Origin of the sequence: Chryseobacterium sp. YR221, assembly GCF_900176315.1 — a bacterium.
Lineage (GTDB): Bacteria > Bacteroidota > Bacteroidia > Flavobacteriales > Weeksellaceae > Chryseobacterium > Chryseobacterium rhizosphaerae.
On record NZ_FWXM01000002.1, the window covers coordinates 684046 to 698557 of the forward strand.

16 protein-coding genes are annotated in these 14512 nt (G+C 36.7%); 12 read left to right on the forward strand and 4 right to left on the reverse strand.

The genetic code is table 11. From position 1 onward, the window contains the following. Positions 1 to 180 precede the first annotated feature (180 nt). Together B8967_RS08065 and B8967_RS08070 are read left to right on the forward strand one after the other, a co-directional pair. Positions 181 to 933 carry a DUF3575 domain-containing protein gene (locus B8967_RS08065; RefSeq protein ID WP_047494187.1) on the forward strand — a complete coding sequence of 251 codons (753 nt, stop codon included), beginning with the start codon at positions 181 to 183 and terminating at the stop codon, positions 931 to 933. Between the two features lie 111 nt (positions 934 to 1044). Then, entirely contained in the window at positions 1045 to 2337 is a 1293-nt protein-coding gene (locus B8967_RS08070; RefSeq protein WP_084085634.1) for an MFS transporter, read from the forward strand. 55 nt (positions 2338 to 2392) lie between these two features. On the opposite strand, the gene B8967_RS08075 is transcribed toward B8967_RS08070, so the two are convergent. Next, the gene (locus tag B8967_RS08075; RefSeq protein ID WP_047494121.1) at positions 2393 to 2608 is read right to left on the reverse strand and encodes a hypothetical protein; all 216 of its coding nucleotides are present in this window, start codon (positions 2606 to 2608) and stop codon (positions 2393 to 2395) included. A 409-nt stretch (positions 2609 to 3017) separates the two neighbouring features. On the opposite strand from B8967_RS08075, the gene B8967_RS08085 reads away from it, so the two are divergent. The 4 genes from B8967_RS08085 to B8967_RS08100 are packed head-to-tail and all read left to right on the forward strand — an operon-like array spanning position 3018 to position 5533. Further along, a complete protein-coding gene (locus B8967_RS08085) occupies positions 3018 to 3869 on the forward strand; it encodes an alpha/beta fold hydrolase (RefSeq protein ID WP_084085638.1) in 852 nt (283 codons plus the stop codon). Continuing rightward, positions 3869 to 4339, forward strand: a complete 471-nt coding sequence (locus B8967_RS08090; RefSeq protein WP_047494127.1) for an RNA polymerase sigma factor — start codon at positions 3869 to 3871, stop codon at positions 4337 to 4339. The genes B8967_RS08085 and B8967_RS08090 overlap by 1 nt, the downstream gene beginning before the upstream one ends. Further along, positions 4329 to 4922, forward strand: coding sequence for a hypothetical protein (locus B8967_RS08095; RefSeq protein WP_084085641.1), 594 nt, complete (start codon positions 4329 to 4331; stop codon positions 4920 to 4922). The genes B8967_RS08090 and B8967_RS08095 overlap by 11 nt, the downstream gene beginning before the upstream one ends. Next, entirely contained in the window at positions 4919 to 5533 is a 615-nt protein-coding gene (locus B8967_RS08100) for a class I SAM-dependent methyltransferase (RefSeq protein ID WP_084085643.1), read from the forward strand. The genes B8967_RS08095 and B8967_RS08100 overlap by 4 nt, the downstream gene beginning before the upstream one ends. A gap of 106 nt (positions 5534 to 5639) precedes the next feature. Here B8967_RS08100 and B8967_RS08105 read toward each other — a convergent pair whose 3' ends face one another. From B8967_RS08105 to truA, 3 genes are all read right to left on the reverse strand, one after another. Beyond that, positions 5640 to 7385: an ABC transporter ATP-binding protein gene (locus B8967_RS08105; protein ID WP_084085644.1), complete on the reverse strand. Its 1746-nt coding sequence runs from the start codon at positions 7383 to 7385 to the stop codon at positions 5640 to 5642. A gap of 175 nt (positions 7386 to 7560) precedes the next feature. Further along, positions 7561 to 7914 carry a hypothetical protein gene (locus tag B8967_RS08110; RefSeq protein WP_084085645.1) on the reverse strand — a complete coding sequence of 118 codons (354 nt, stop codon included), beginning with the start codon at positions 7912 to 7914 and terminating at the stop codon, positions 7561 to 7563. 27 nt (positions 7915 to 7941) lie between these two features. Beyond that, positions 7942 to 8694, reverse strand: a complete 753-nt coding sequence (gene truA, locus B8967_RS08115; protein WP_228406084.1) for a tRNA pseudouridine(38-40) synthase TruA — start codon at positions 8692 to 8694, stop codon at positions 7942 to 7944. Between the two features lie 87 nt (positions 8695 to 8781). On the opposite strand from truA, the gene lpxK reads away from it, so the two are divergent. The 6 genes from lpxK to B8967_RS08145 all read left to right on the forward strand — a co-directional run bounded on the left by lpxK (position 8782) and on the right by B8967_RS08145 (position 14496). After that, entirely contained in the window at positions 8782 to 9807 is a 1026-nt protein-coding gene (gene lpxK / locus B8967_RS08120) for a tetraacyldisaccharide 4'-kinase (RefSeq protein WP_047494149.1), read from the forward strand. Continuing rightward, positions 9791 to 10606 (forward strand): purine-nucleoside phosphorylase, encoded by an 816-nt coding sequence (locus B8967_RS08125; RefSeq protein WP_084085647.1) that lies wholly within the window; start codon positions 9791 to 9793, stop codon positions 10604 to 10606. Before lpxK ends, B8967_RS08125 begins: the two co-directional genes overlap by 17 nt. 152 nt (positions 10607 to 10758) lie before the next feature. Continuing rightward, positions 10759 to 11274, forward strand: coding sequence for a TlpA family protein disulfide reductase (locus tag B8967_RS08130; RefSeq protein ID WP_047494190.1), 516 nt, complete (start codon positions 10759 to 10761; stop codon positions 11272 to 11274). Between the two features lie 84 nt (positions 11275 to 11358). After that, positions 11359 to 11814: a GNAT family N-acetyltransferase gene (locus B8967_RS08135; RefSeq protein WP_047494155.1), complete on the forward strand. Its 456-nt coding sequence runs from the start codon at positions 11359 to 11361 to the stop codon at positions 11812 to 11814. A 67-nt stretch (positions 11815 to 11881) separates the two neighbouring features. Beyond that, a complete protein-coding gene (gene dinB, locus B8967_RS08140; protein ID WP_084085648.1) occupies positions 11882 to 12979 on the forward strand; it encodes a DNA polymerase IV in 1098 nt (365 codons plus the stop codon). A gap of 44 nt (positions 12980 to 13023) precedes the next feature. Next, the gene (locus B8967_RS08145; protein ID WP_084085649.1) at positions 13024 to 14496 is read left to right on the forward strand and encodes an alpha-amylase; all 1473 of its coding nucleotides are present in this window, start codon (positions 13024 to 13026) and stop codon (positions 14494 to 14496) included. The last annotated feature ends 16 nt before the right edge of the window (positions 14497 to 14512 follow it).

Sequence of the window (14512 nt, forward strand, 5' to 3'; positions counted from 1 at the left end):
AATGCAATAATACAGATAAGACAGCACAAGTCTTACATTTATTACATTTATCTTCTGTATCAGAACCAATAATTAACTAAATCATTACAATCTGTTATGTTTTTTCTAATAATCGATATTATTATGTTAAATTCAGCCCGTTTTTTGCTGGTAGTACCTTACACCACAAAATATAAGATCATGAAAAAAGCAGTTATACTCCTCCTTGGTCTAGTGTTTTCAGAAGCAACAGCTCAGGAAGATCAAAACATCTTGGCAGAAAAAATGAATATAATCAAAACGAATGTCACCGCCTATGCATTCAGAAATATTAACCTGTCCTATGAAAGAGCCATTAACCAGTGGTTTTCAGTAAATATTGGATTTGGGACCATGCCGGAAGGAAAGGTTCCTTTTATCAATGCTTTTCTTAAGGATGAAGACGAAAAAAGATTTCAGAATCTGAGAATAAAAGCGACCAACTTTACAATAGAACCCCGATTTTATATTGGACAGGGATATGGAAAAGGATTTTATATTGCTCCCTATTACCGGTATTCTGATGTTTCATCCAATACCTTTGATTTTTATTACGACTATAAAGGTCCTGATGGAAATACATATCAGATTCCACTTAAAGGGCAGGGAAAAACCAATGGAAACAGTGGCGGCCTCATGGTGGGAGTACAGTTTTTCCTTACTAAAAGTCAAAATCTGGTACTCGATCTCTGGATTGCCGGGGCTCACTACGGAAGTGGAAAAGGGGACTTCTCCATGTCCAGCGACTTTGTGTTGACTCCCGATATGCAGGCACAGCTAAAAAAAGAAATAGAAAAGCTGGATATTCCAATCGTGGATTATACCGTAGAAACCAATGCCAATGGTGCAAAAATAAAAGTTGATGGCCCATGGGCAGGTTTTAGAAGCGGTCTTTCTTTGGGGTACAGGTTTTAAAAAACAACAAAATAGAAGATATAAACCGTTCTTTTTTCAGGGCGGTTTAATTTTTCCTGAAAGTTGTATATTGGCACTCATTATATCGGGATTTTTGGGCAAATAAAAAATATGAATACATCACAAATTACCACCAGCCAAAGGATTAAAGCCATTGTAGGCGGCTCTATCGGAAATCTTGTAGAATGGTACGATTGGTATGCTTATGCAGCCTTTGCCATCTATTTTTCGCATTCATTTTTTCCGGATTCTGATCTCAATGCACAGTTGATGAATACAGCAGGGATATTCGCTGTGGGATTTCTGATGCGACCAATTGGAGGATGGCTGTTTGGAAGCATAGCTGATAAAATAGGACGAAAAAAAGCGATGACACTTTCGGTATTACTGATGTCTTTTGGATCACTTCTTATTGCCCTTACTCCAACCTATAAATCCATAGGAATTCTGGCCCCCTTATTACTGCTTCTGGCAAGACTTCTTCAGGGATTGAGTGTGGGAGGTGAATATGGAGTTTCCGCCACGTATCTCAGCGAAATGGCAACTCAGGACAGAAGAGGGTTTTACTCAAGCTTTCAGTATGTGACATTAATCGGAGGACAGCTTATTGCCTTGGGAATTCAGCTTATCTTGCAAAAACTACTGCTTACAGAAGCACAGCTGGAAGACTGGGGCTGGAGAATTCCTTTCGTAATTGGGGCCTTGCTTTCCGTTATTGCATTATACTTGAGGGCCAATCTTCATGAGACTGAAGCTTTTGAAAACAAAAAAGAAGTCAGTGAAAAGAAAAAAGGTACCGTGGGCGAACTTTTGAAGCACCCGCAGGCACTTCTTACGGTGGTAGGGCTTACCCTGGGCGGAACCCTGGCTTTTTACACCTATACGACTTATATGCAGAAGTTTTTGGTTAATACGGTTCATCTTACCAAAGAAGAGTCTACCCTAGTCTCATTTATTTCATTATTCATATTTGCTTGTCTACAGCCGGTATTTGGAGCATTATCAGATAGAATTGGAAGACGCCCTCTTCTTCTGGGCTTTGGTATTTTGGGAACGTTATGTACCGTTCCTCTTCTTACCGCACTGAGCACCACGACCTCTATATGGGGAGCATTCTTTCTGATTATGGCGGCATTAATTATTGTAAGCGGCTATACTTCTATCAATGCTGTAGTGAAAGCTGAGCTTTTTCCTTCCGAAATCCGGGCTCTTGGAGTAGGTCTTCCTTATGCTCTTACAGTGGCCATTTTTGGGGGAACAGCAGAGTATATTGCTCTTTGGTTTAAAAAAGTGGGAAGTGAAGATTATTTTTATTGGTATATCACAGCATGTATTTTTTTCTCCCTGGTAGTCTACTCAAGGATGAAGGACACCAAAGAAAACTCAACACTGGATAAAGATTAATAGAATCAGCATAAAGAAACCGGCGCCTCAGAAATCTGAGGCGCCGGTTATATTTTTAATGGTAAGCTTGTTTGAATTTTTCTATCATACTGTCCAGATTGTGTCGCTGGACATACACACTTTTCACCTCTTCATATCTTGGCGATTTGTAGAAAACTTCATGGAAATCCATGCTTCCGTTTCCTACTTTTACTACTTTCTGAACTTCAATATTAAGTTTTTTCAGTTCGTCTTTAAAGACTTTAAATTCATCTTGGATACTACTACTCATTTATATGTTTTGGGTTTTAATTAAAAATTCCAGTTTTACGTGATACCCCTATGACATGCAAGGCATCGTCTTAAATATTTAATAAATTTAGTAATTTTTATCAATATAAACACCTTCAGGTCATTATTTTTTTATTTTATTCAACAAAAACACAAAAGATATATTTATTTCTATAATCTAAAAAAGAGCAAAAAAATAATAGAATACATATATCCATGGAAAAAGATTCTCAACAAAGAGAAAATCTCTGGATTTTAAAATCGAGAACCTAGAATTTTTTTTCAGGTTTCGCTCCAGGAAAGGCTTCACAGCAAAAAATACTTTTTTAAAAAAAATAATTAAAAAATATTGTAACATTTTCAAAAGGTTCGTCTCTAAAAGACAAATAAACCTTAAAACCTTAGAAATCATGAAAAAATTTACATTCCTTCTTATCATCATGTTATTTTTTGCAGCATTATGCAATATATTTGGTCAGGAAAAATCATATTCATTTGAAGTAAAGAAAACAGGAAAGGGTAAACAGTCTTTAATTTTTATTCCAGGTTTTGCCTCTTCAGGAGATGTTTGGAATGAAACTGTAGCAAAATTTGAAAAAAATTATACGTGCTATACTTTAACCATGGCAGGATTTGCAGGAATAAAGCCAGAAACTGATGCCAGTTTTAAAAATTGGGAAAAAGAAATTGCAGCCTTTATAAAGGATACAAATATTGAAAAACCTATTATCATCGGACACAGTATGGGAGGAGCTTTGGCTTTGGCTATCGCCGCTGACTATCCTGAGCTTCCGGGTAAAATTATTATTGTAGATACGCTGCCTTGTCTGGCCGCCCTATCCAATCCCAATTTTACATCTAAAGAAAATAATGACTGCTCAGCAACCGTTAATAAATTAACCGCCATGACAGATGAACAATTCCGCCAAATGCAGACCCAATCCATCCCTCGCCTAATGGCAGATACTTCTATGCAGGAAACCGTAATCAACTGGAGTATGAAATCAGACAGAAAAACATTTGCCAGTATATACTGTGATTTCTCCAATACAGATCTCAGAGAAACAATAAAAAATATACATTGCCCTTCTCTTATCCTGCTGGAATCTTATTTTGTCAATTTTAAACCGGCTATCGAGGCCCAATATAAAAATCTGAAAAATGCCAATATGCAATATGCTTCCAAGGGATTACACTTTATTATGTATGATGATAAAGAATGGTATTTTAATCAGCTGAACAACTTCTTGTCTGCGAAATAATGGTATTTGAAGAAATATACGAACTGTACTGGCAGAAAATATTCCGTTTGTGTATGGGATATGTCAATGATACCGATTCTGCTCAGGATCTGGCTCAGGAAACCTTTATTATAGTATGGCAGCAGCTTCCGAAATTCAGAAATGAATCCAGTGTAGGAACATGGATCTTTAGGATTGCCTCCAATAATTGCCTGCGTCAGATAGAAAAAGAAAAAAGATTTGCCAAAGCAGACCTGCCCATTAATCTGGAAGAGAAAAAACAGGAGTCGCTGGAGCCTCAGATACAATTGCTCTATCAGTTTATCTCAGAACTTCCTGAAACGGACCGTATCATTATTTCCCTGGAACTGGAAGAAGTAAAGCAGGCTGAGATTGCCCATATCATTGGGCTTTCAGAATCTAATATCAGGGTAAAGATTCACCGGATAAAAGAAAAATTAACTCAAAAGTTTAAAGAAAATGGATACTAATATAGATTTCAAAAATATATGGAAACAGCAAACCTCCAATAAACCTAATCTGGAAGAACTTCTTGGCAAATTGAAAAAGTTTAAGAATGAAAACCTTCGGAAGATCATCATCATGAATGTTTTATTGATTGCAACTTCCATAGGCATTGCCTTCATCTGGTATCAATTTCAGCCTCAGCTTATGACTACAAAAGCAGGAATTATACTTGTTATTTTGGCCATGGTCATCTTCTTATTGGTTTATAATAAAATGTTTATGATTTTTTATACCATTGACAATACTCAATCCAACAGCCAGTACCTGCAGAGTCTGTATTCTGTGAAAAATAAACAGAAATTTATACAGACAACCATGCTGAATATATATTTTATCATGCTGTTTCTGGGAATCTGTCTTTATATGTATGAATATACTTTACAGATGACATCCTTTTACGCTCTACTGGCATACACCCTTATGATAGTGTGGATAGGATTCAACTGGTTTTATGTAAGGCCTAAAACCATAAAAAAACAAGAGGCAAAACTTAATGGATTAATTAATAAATTTGAAGAAATCAATAATCAACTACAGGACTTATGAGTTTTTCAGAAAATAAAATCCACTGGGAGAAGGTATATGAAACAAAAAATCCTGATCAGGTAAGCTGGACACAGGAAAAACCACAGACTTCCCTTGATTTCATTCATTCGGTGGGATTGGGAAAAGATGCCAGCATTATTGATATAGGTGGTGGAGACAGTAATCTTGTAGACTTTCTCCTCAAAGAAGGATATACCAATATTACAGTGCTCGACATTTCTGCCAGGGCATTGGAAAAGGCAAAGCACAGGCTGGGAGATGCTGCCAATAAAGTGAAATGGATTGCTGCTGATATTACATCATTTGAACCTACAGAAACGTATGATATCTGGCATGACAGGGCTGCCTTTCATTTTCTGACAACTCCGGAGCAGATTTCAAAATATCGGGATATTGCAGAAAAAAATATAACAGGATTTCTGATCCTTGGAACCTTTTCTAAAAATGGACCTACTCAATGCAGCGGACTGGATATCCGGCAATATGATGAAGAATCTCTGGCCGAAACATTCAAATCCGGATTTGAAAAAATAAAATGCATCACGGAAGATCATATCACACCTTTTAATACCCTTCAGAATTTTGTTTTCTGTAGTTTTAAAAAGCTTTAAAAACACATTGTTCTATTTTTATGAGTAAGGCCCGAGAAAATCAAAGATTTTCTCGGGCCTTACTCTATATTAGTTTTAAAAACAGCAATTATACTTTGCACTGGGTTTATGACTCCGCTTCTACCTCATGACGCAGCTGGGCTTTGTAAAGCGTGGCATAATATCCGTTTTTATCCAACAGATCAAGATGTCTTCCTTCTTCCACAATTTTACCATGCTCCATGACAATAATCTTATCTGCTTTTTCAATAGTAGAAAGTCTGTGTGCTATAATGATTGACGTTCTGTTTTTTGTAATTTTTTCTGTAGCCTTCTGGATCAGCTTTTCACTTTCATGGTCAATGGAAGATGTTGCTTCATCGAGAATCAGAATTTTAGGGTCTGATAAATAAGCTCTAAGGAAAGATAATAATTGTCTCTGCCCTAAAGAAATAGAGGAACCTCTCTCGCTTACTACATAATCATATCCGCCAGGCAGCTGCTCTATAAACTGATCAACTTCAATTTCTTTTGCTCCTGCTTTTATTTTATCCAGTGTAATACTGTCATCGCCAAAGGCAAGGTTTTCAAAAATACTTCCATGGAAAAGAAAAACATCCTGCAGTACAACTCCAATATGACTTCTTAAATTATAAAGCTCATAATCTTTAAGATCTACATCATCAATAAGTATCTTTCCTGAATTGATATCATACAATCTTGTGATCAGGCTGATAATCGTAGATTTTCCGGCTCCCGTCGCCCCTACAATAGCTACTGTCTCTCCAGGATTTACTTTAAAGTCAATACCCTTCAGGACTTCCTGTTTCTCATCATAAGCAAAACGTACATCATGAAATTCAATTTTACCGGCGAAATGGTCTTTTTTTACAGTTCCGTTATTAGGCATTGAGTTATCCTCATCCATCAGCCCCAATACTCTTTCCGCTCCTACAATACCTCTCTGGATATTATTAAAACGGTCCGCGATCTGTCTTAACGGACGGATCAGCATTGAAATATATTGAATAAAGGCAATAACAACCCCTGCACTGATCGTAATATACCCTCCGTAAAATAGGATAAATCCTATAAAAAGAGAAGAAATAAGCTCTACAACCGGAAAGAATAATGAGAAGATAAAAACCGTTCTCAACAATGCTTCTTTCAGGGTAATATTAATACTATCGAATTTTTTAAATTCAGATTCCTGTCTGTTGAATACCTGTATAATGGGCATTCCGGCCAATCTTTCCTGAACAAAAGAGTTTTGATTTGCAGTCCAGTTTCTTTCATCTCCAAATGCTTTTTTAAGTCTTTTCTGGAAAAACCTTGTAATGATAACCATTAAAGGTAAAATAGCCAAAGTAATATAACTTAAATGCACATTAGTGCTGAACATCATGATCAATACAAAGACAATCCTCAGAATATCTCCGAAAACCATCAGGAAACCGTCTGTATATACCGTTGCAATCGTTTCAACATCCCCTACAGCACGGGTCACCAGCTGTCCGATAGGTGTTTTATCAAAAAATGAAGTTCTGAAATAGATCAGCTTGGCATATAGCCTTTCCCTGATATCCCGAATTACATTTTGTGAGATAAAATTTGAAAAATAAACTAAGAAGAAGTTTAAAACAGTTTCTGCAAATACCAATCCCACCAAAATGTAGATATGCTTCATCATTACAGCTTTATCCTGCAATTTTGTAATATCATTATCCACCACTTCCATGGTAAGATATGGCCTGTAAGTAGAAACAATTGAAAGTATGACAGAAATTATTAAGGTAAGAATGAACCAAGAACGAAATTTCATTCCAATAAAGAACAATCTTTTTATAATTCCCCAGGTATCTTGTTTTTTCATTGTACGAATAGAAGAAAAGAATTAAAATAAAATTCTATGCAAAAATAAGACTTTATAATTGGACTGGCTTCAGAACTTTTACAAATCCTAATAGAAAATTTCAGATACCTATCATTTACAGTATGAATATCTTTCGTCTGTTTTTTTATGGATCACAGCCTTTTGTATAGCCACTCTAGTTTTGCTGACTTTCAGATACCTCCCCTATTTTTTCTATTTCAATTGAAGGTTTTTGAAGATTTTCTTTCATGAATTTCTTCTCAAGAAGCTGGTAAATACCCCATACTGCAGCAATAGAAATCACCCAGCCAATCATATTGACCAAAGAAAAACCAGTATAGTTTACGTCTTCCAAAGCAGCAGGATCCGTAAGTCCTTTATAGACCCCATATGCCACTCCTAAAACAATCTGGCTTCCCAAATAAATCCCTATCGCTAAAAGGCCGAAATGCCATTTGGTTTTTCCAAATCTCTCGGCTAATTGTGCATAATACCGATAAGCACCAATAAGTATAAAAATTGATAACATGGTTATTTTGTTTTTTAGTTTTTTTATTTAAAATTCGTAGCCTACATCTACTAAATAGAGACCATGAGCCGGTGCTGATGTGCCTGCCGCATTACGGTTTTTATCTTCAATGACCTTACGAAGATCTTCAGGTTTCAGTTTTCCTACCCCAATTTCTACCATAGTTCCTACGATAGCCCGAACCATATTTCTTAGAAAACGATTGGCAGAAACCGTAAATTTCAGTTCTGATCCTACCTGCTCCCATTCCGCTTTATACATTTTGCAGATATTGGTTTTGTTATCTGTTTTTAATTTTGCGAAACTCGTAAAATCCTCATATTCAAATAAAATCTTACAAGCCTCATTCATTTTATCGATATCCAATGATCTTTTCCAGTGCTGCCAGGCGGATTCCTGAGTGAATGGATTTTTTTCCAAAGAAATATAATATTCATAGGTTCTGTAGGTAGCATCAAAACGGGCATGAAAATCATCCTTCACTTTAAAAATCTTTTTAATAGAAATATCAGGAGGAAGAAAACCGTTCAGTCTCCTTGGAAACTGATCATTCAGTTCCTGTTCCGTATCAAAATGGGCAAATATTTTTTTGGCATGAACTCCCGTATCTGTTCTTCCGGCCCCCGTAGTTTTAATTTCTTCCCTTAAAATAGTGGAAAGTGCTTTTTCCAGTTCTTCTTGTACAGAAATAGCATCCGGCTGTATCTGGTAGCCGAAATAATTCTTTCCGTTGTAAGAAAATTCAATAAAGTATCTCAATGTAGTATAATAACTCCGCAAAAATACTTTAATTTAACGAAATATTTGTTGAAAAGTCTTTGAGAATATGACAACAATCCTTATGAAAATTCCTATTTTTGCAATCGTATGAAAAGATGGTACCTTTATCCTTTTTCCCTCGGTTATCATTTGGTAACGGGTATCCGAAACACAATGTATGATTTAGGGATTTTTAAGTCGACAAAATTCAAGACTCCGATAATCAATGTCGGAAATCTCTCCGTGGGCGGAAGTGGAAAGTCGCCGATGGTGATGTATCTTGCCCAGTTTTTATCCAAACACTACAGAACAGGAGTGCTCTCCAGAGGTTACGGAAGACTGACCAAAGGGTATGAGGTCACCAATTATGAAAGTAATTATAAGATGGTGGGCGATGAAGCAATGCAGCTTTTTGAACGTTTCAAAAACCGTTTTGTCATTGCTGTTTCAGAAGAAAGAGTTCCCGGAGCCAAAAAAGTAATCGAAGATATGGACCTTAATGTACTGGTATTGGATGATGCCTTACAGCACAGAGCTATCAAAGCCGGGTTTAATATTCTGATGACAGACTTTAATGATCCTTATTTTAAGGATTACCTTCTTCCTGCTGGAGACCTGAGAGAATCCAGAGCAGGAGTTAGAAGAGCAGACATCATTATGGTCAGCAAATGTCCTGACGAACTTACTGAAGAAACAAAACGCTATTATATCTCAAGAATCAGACCTTCTTATAATCAGAAAGTATTCTTCTCATCCATCGGGTACGACGAAAATGTATACGGAAAAGAGAAAATGCTTCCTGACAATAACCTGAACTATTATGATATCTTACTGATTACGGGAATTGCCAATCCTAAACCACTGCTGGAGCACCTTGCAAAATTCTCAAAAAGAGTAAAACATCTAAAATTCAGAGATCACCATAACTTTACAGACGATGATATAAAAAAAATCGTTGCAGAGTACAAAAAATTAGGGGAATATAAACTGATATTAACCACAGAGAAAGATTATGTGCGTCTGAAAACTTTTGACTACCTTAGAGATATTGTTTACTACTGGCCTATCAATGTTCTCATTGATAAAAAGGAGGAATTCGATCAAATCATCTTGGATTATGTTAAAAAATATTAAGGAGACCGCAAATTTCATCAAAAATATCATTCAGGATACCCCTGACTTTGCGGTTGTTTTAGGTTCAGGACTGGGAAAACTACAGAATGAAGTAGAGCCCATCCATGTTTTAGAGTATAAAGACATCCCAAATTTTCCACAAACTACGGTAGCAGGACATACCGGAAAGTTGATCTATGGAATACTGGAAGGAAAGAAAGTACTGATGATGAGTGGCCGTTTTCATTATTATGAGGGGCATTCTATGGAAACAGTAACTTTTCCGATCAGGGTTTTTCATTTGTTGGGAATTCAAAATCTTATCCTTTCCAATGCCTGTGGTGGGGTAAACCCTGCTTACAGTGTTGCAGATATCGTTATTTTAAAAGATCATATCAATATGATGCCCGAACATCCGCTTCGGGGTAAAAATATAGATGAGCTTGGGCCACGTTTTGTAGATATGAGCGAGCCTTACAATAAAGAAATGATCAGGGTAGCTGAGCAGGCTGCTTCTGAAAATAATATTAAGATCCATCAGGGGATATATGTAGCCCTGCAGGGACCTACTTTTGAAACCCCGGCCGAATACGGTATGATTAAGGCTATTGGCGGTGATATGGTAGGAATGAGTACTGTACCCGAAGTTATTGTTGCCAGACACATGGGGATGGATGTATTCTGTATGTCTGTCATTACAGATCTTGGCGGACCTGACATTGCCCTTTCCGTTTCTCACGAAGAAGTACTGAATGCAGCCAATACAGCAATGCCTAATGTAATTGCTGTTGTGAAAGGCTTAATTAAAACGTATCAGTAACCATCAAAGATTTGACCGGATGATCCATAACTCCGGCCTGTATGTTTGAAATCCATAGAAATTATCAATATTATAAATTTTTCCTAATTCATGAAAAATCAATTATCAATTGCATTTCATTGATTAGATTTGTATAAATGAAATTGTCAGAAATGAGAAAGTTGTTAGTAATTTTTATGGTAGGTATTTTTGGATTAAGTTATTCACAAAAAGTACCTACAGCTCTTAAAACAGGATTTTCCAAAGAAGCGTTACAGCAGAAACTGGAAGACGAAGAAGGAAAAAGCATCACGGTTCAGCAGATTCTTGATCAGCATAAAGGAAAAGTTTTAGTTATTGACTTTTGGGCAGGATGGTGCAGAGACTGTTTACAGGCACTTCCAAAAGCCGAGGTCTTAGAAAAAAATAATCCGAACGTAGATTTTGTATTCTTATCATTAGAAAGATCAAAAGAAGGTTTTGATAAAAGTCTTGTCAGATTCAATATGAAAGACAAAAACAATTATTGGTTTGCTTCAGGGTGGAAAAATGATTTCAATAATTATGTGGACCTTAACTGGATTCCACGATATATGGTTATTGATCAGAAATCGTCCATCGCAAAATATTATGCGATCTCTCCGGAAGACCCGGAAATTCAGCAGACCATCAATCATCTTTTACAATAATTATCATTCTTTTTTACCCTCAAAAGTTTAGAAAATAAAAGATTTTTGATACACTATGTATTAAAATATTCAACCATTTATACCATGATTACAAGAGAAGCTACAGAAAAGGATTTAGAGATTTTATTAGAATTTGAACAGGGAATAGTTTTCGCAGAACGACCTTTTAACAGTACATTAATTGATGGTGAGATTCATTATTATGATCTGAATGAATTCATACAGTCACCGGACGCTACTTTAATTGTTGTGGAAGACGATGATGAAATTGTGGCATCAGGTTACGCTCTCATCAAAACATCAGAAAAAGACTATAATAATTTTAAAAGCTATGCTTACCTGGGGTTTATGTATGTAAAACCTGAATACAGAGGAAAAGGAATCAATAAAATAATTACGGATGAACTGGTTAGCTGGTCAACATCCAGAGGGATTACGGAAGTAAGGCTCGATGTATATGCTGAAAATGAATCTGCTGTCAAAGCGTATGAAAAAGCTGGTTTTGAGCCCCTGTTACTTACTATGAGACTGAAGTCGTAACTGAAAGACTTCAGCTTCCTTTCTATAAATAATTTACCATAAATAAATGAATCCATATCTTTGTGATATGGATTTTTCTTTGCCGCTTCGTAAAATTATTCATGTGGATATGGATGCATTCTATGCTTCTGTAGAGCAGCATGACAATCCTACACTGAAAGGCAAAGCCATTGCTGTAGGAGGCCAGCATAGAGGGGTTGTGGCTGCAGCCAGCTATGAAGCCAGAAAATTCGGAGTTCGTTCGGCAATGCCCAGCAAGACGGCAAAGGAAAAATGCCCTGATCTTATCTTTGTGCCACCACGTTTTGCCCGGTATAAAGAAATTTCAAAAAAAATCCGGGAAATTTTCCATGAATATACAGATCTGGTAGAACCTTTATCTTTGGATGAGGCCTATCTGGATGTCACTGAAAATAAAAAAGGGATGGATTCTGCCAATCTGATAGCCCGGGAGATTCGTCAGAAAATATTTCAGGAAACCGGACTAACCGCTTCTGCGGGAATCTCAGTCAATAAATTTCTGGCAAAGGTAGCTTCTGATATCAATAAACCTAATGGGCAAAAAACAATTCATCCTGATAAAGTAGAAAGTTTCCTTGAGGAATTACCTGTTGAAAAATTTTACGGCGTAGGAAAGGTTACAGCCAACAAAATGTTTAGTTTAGGAATTTACAAAGGCAAAGATTTAAAGAAAAGATCGCTGGAAGACCTGGTAAGGCTTTTTGGAAAGTCAGGTTCCCATTATTACAATGTGGTACGGGGTATCCATACTTCAGAGGTAAAACCTCATCGCATTCAGAAAAGTGTAGCTGTAGAAAGAACTTTTTTTGAAGATCTTTTTGATGAACAGCAGATCAATGAAAAATTGGAAAGCCTCGGAGAGGAACTTCATCAGCGTTTGCAGAAAAATAATATTCTTGGAAGAACCCTTACATTAAAAATTAAATACAAAGACTTTTCTCTTTTTACAAGAAGTATTACCCGGGAAAACTATTTCAATTCTCCGGAGCAGTATTTCAGTGTTGGAAAAAAACTTTGGGAACTTCGTCCTTATGATAAAGCAGTCCGTTTACTGGGACTTTCCCTCTCCCAGCTCAATACAGAAGAAAAAAAGCTGGTTTCCGTTCAACTAAAGATCCCGTTTGAAGAATTCGAAAATGAATAGATCATATTTTTTCGTTACCTTGTATCTACCAAATCTTCAAATATATGAACCCAACAATGATTCAGTTTTTCCACTGGTATTCTGAAGGTGATGGAAAATTGTGGAAAGAAGCAGAAAAACAGGCCGGATATTTAGAAAAACTAGGAATCACTTCTGTATGGTTTCCCCCTGCCTACAAAGGAACCAATGGCGGTTATTCTGCGGGATATGATGCCTATGATCTTTATGATCTTGGAGAATTTGACCAAAAAGGAACGGTCTCTACAAAATATGGTACCAAAGATGAATACATAAAGGCCATTAAAGCACTCAAAAATCACAATATAGAAATCATTGTAGATATTGTTCTGGGACATAAAGCCGGAGGTGACGAGCTTGAAAAATTTAAAGCGGTAAAAGTAGATGAAAACAACAGAGAGAAAATCATTTCTGATATTATTGAAATAGAATCTTATACCAAATTTACATTTCCCGGAAGAGGAAAAAAATATTCTGATTTTGAGTGGAATTTCACGTGTTTCAGCGGAGTAGATTATGCTGAAGGTATGGAATCCCATATTTTTAAAATACAGTCTGAATATGGAAATGACTGGGAAGAAATGATAGATGATGAGAAAGGAAATTATGATTACCTCATGTATAATGACATTGAGCATCGAAATCCTTTTGTGCGGGAAGAGCTTAATGATTGGGCTAAATGGTATTTTGATCAGACCGATTTTGATGGAGTGAGGCTGGATGCCTTAAAGCATATTTCTTTTGATTTTTACAAAGAATGGATTACTTTGCTCCGTTCCAATTCAGGAAAAAATATCTTTGCTGTAGGTGAATACTGGGCTCCGGGATATCTTCATCTCCTTCAGAAATATATTGAAGTAACGGAAGGCTGCATGAGCCTTTTTGATAGCTCCCTGCAGAACAATTTTCATAATGCTTCAAAAGAAGGAGATTCTTATGATCTCCGGAGAATTTTTGATGAAACACTTACCCAGGCAGATCCTCTACATGCCGTAAGTCTGGTTGCCAATCATGACACCCAACCTTTACAAGACCTGGAGGCTCCGGTAGAACCCTGGTTTAAACCTATTGCCTATGCTTTGATCTTATTGCGGAAAGACGGATATCCCTGCATATTTTATCCTGATTTGTATGGCGCTCACTATACCGATAAAGATGGATCCGGGAATGATCAGGAAATTTTCATGCCTAAAGTGGATGGTATCGAAGAACTTCTTACTGCAAGAAAAAATTATGCATATGGTGATCAACGGGATTATTTCGAAGATGCCAACTGTCTCGGGTGGATACGCGAAGGAGACGATCAGCATCCGGGATGTGCTGTTGTTCTAAGTAATAAGGAAGCCTATAACAAGCCTATGGAAATAGGAAAAAAGTATGCTGGAAAAAAGTTTAATGATCTGCTGAAAAGATCTGAAGATACAGTACTGATTGATGAAAACGGCTGGGGAGATTTTCCCGTTCCGGCAGGCAATGTAAGTGTATGGATTCCAGAATAAGATTCAATTTCCAGGA